The organism is Faecalimonas sp. LCP19S3_D12 (assembly GCF_052121495.1).
Lineage (GTDB): Bacteria > Bacillota > Clostridia > Lachnospirales > Lachnospiraceae > Faecalimonas.
Genome location: NZ_JBQKED010000107.1, coordinates 1 through 1,329, shown reverse-complemented (window position 1 = coordinate 1,329; position 1,329 = coordinate 1). Strand labels below are relative to the sequence as shown.

The 1,329-nt window shown below is 39.3% G+C and carries 1 protein-coding gene; it reads left to right on the top strand.

All coding sequences use genetic code 11. From position 1 onward, the window contains the following. Positions 1-107: 107 nt before the first annotated feature. On the top strand, positions 108-1,295 hold the full coding sequence (locus ACTQXY_RS15435) for an IS701 family transposase (protein ID WP_441660204.1): 1,188 nt from the start codon (positions 108-110) through the stop codon (positions 1,293-1,295). The last annotated feature ends 34 nt before the right edge of the window (positions 1,296-1,329 follow it).

The window sequence follows — 1,329 nt, the reverse complement described above, 5'->3', positions numbered from 1 at the left end:
CTATAAATGAGCAAGTTCGTGATTTTGCATAAAAGAAAGACACCTCGATTCCATGTGTTGTATAATGAAAGTGCCAAAACAAACATTTGCAACATTTACGAAAGAAGGTGTCTCTCGCAAATACTATACATCATTCCTCATTCATATACAACCAGTTTAAAAAATTAAACTTATGCAAATTTTATTCGAACCGAGTAATAAACCATCTTATGAGTATCCTAATCAGTATTTTCATTTCAGGATATCATGGAAAAACCACGAACTTTGCTAAAAACAGTTCCTGCCACAGAACTACGATTGCCCATTTCCTCAATTCCGGAAAATGGGATGATTCATTACTTTCAGATACGTTAAAATGCTCTGTCATTGAGATTATTTATTCAGAAGCAGCACGCACCGGAAAGCCTGTTCTCTGTATTGTGGACGATACGATCGCTTCAAAGACAAAGCCTTCGTCACAGGCTTTACATCCGATTGAAGATGCGTATTTTCACCAATCCCATTTAAAGGGAAAACAGGATTACGGGCATCAGGCAGTTGCTGTTATGCTTTCCTGCAATGGCATTGTTCTGAACTATGCTTTTGTAATGTACAATAAGTCCATTTCCAAGATTGACATTGTACAAAGCATTGCAAAGGAGCTGCCTGTTCCACCGGTAATGTCCTATTTTCTTTGTGACTGCTGGTATGTTTCTGAAAAGATAATCAATACCTTTGCACAGAGAGGGTTCCATACCATCGGTGCTTTGAAAACAAACCGTTTGCTGTATCCATCGGGAATGAAGAAGAAACTTCGTGAACTGGCCGCCGAATTGTCTGTTACACATCGTGAATTTGACCTTGTGACAGTCAAAAAACGAAACTATTATGTGTACCGGTACGAGGGAAACCTCAACGGCATAGAAAATGCGGTAGTTCTTTTGAGTTATCCGGAAAAAGCATTTGGTAATCCCAAAGCATTGCGTGCTTTCATCAGTACAAACGCAGCCCTATCTACACAGGAAATTCTTTTCTGGTATGTGTGTCGATGGCCTATTGAAGTATTTTTCCGCCAGTGTAAGGATAAACTGGCACTGGACGGCTATCAGATACGCTCTGCACAGGGAATCAAAAGGTACTGGCTGCTTATGTCACTGGCACATTTCATGTGTGCAGTGGGTACTGGTAGGTTCTGTTCGTTTGAAACTGGATATCACGAAATCTGTGATACCATTCAGCTGGAAAAGTATCGTTATCTTTTTCAATGCGCAAAGGAAAGTAATGATTTTGATTCATTTATGAAATTCGCAGTGTAGTTTTGTGCAATTTTTCAAATTTGCTCATTTATAG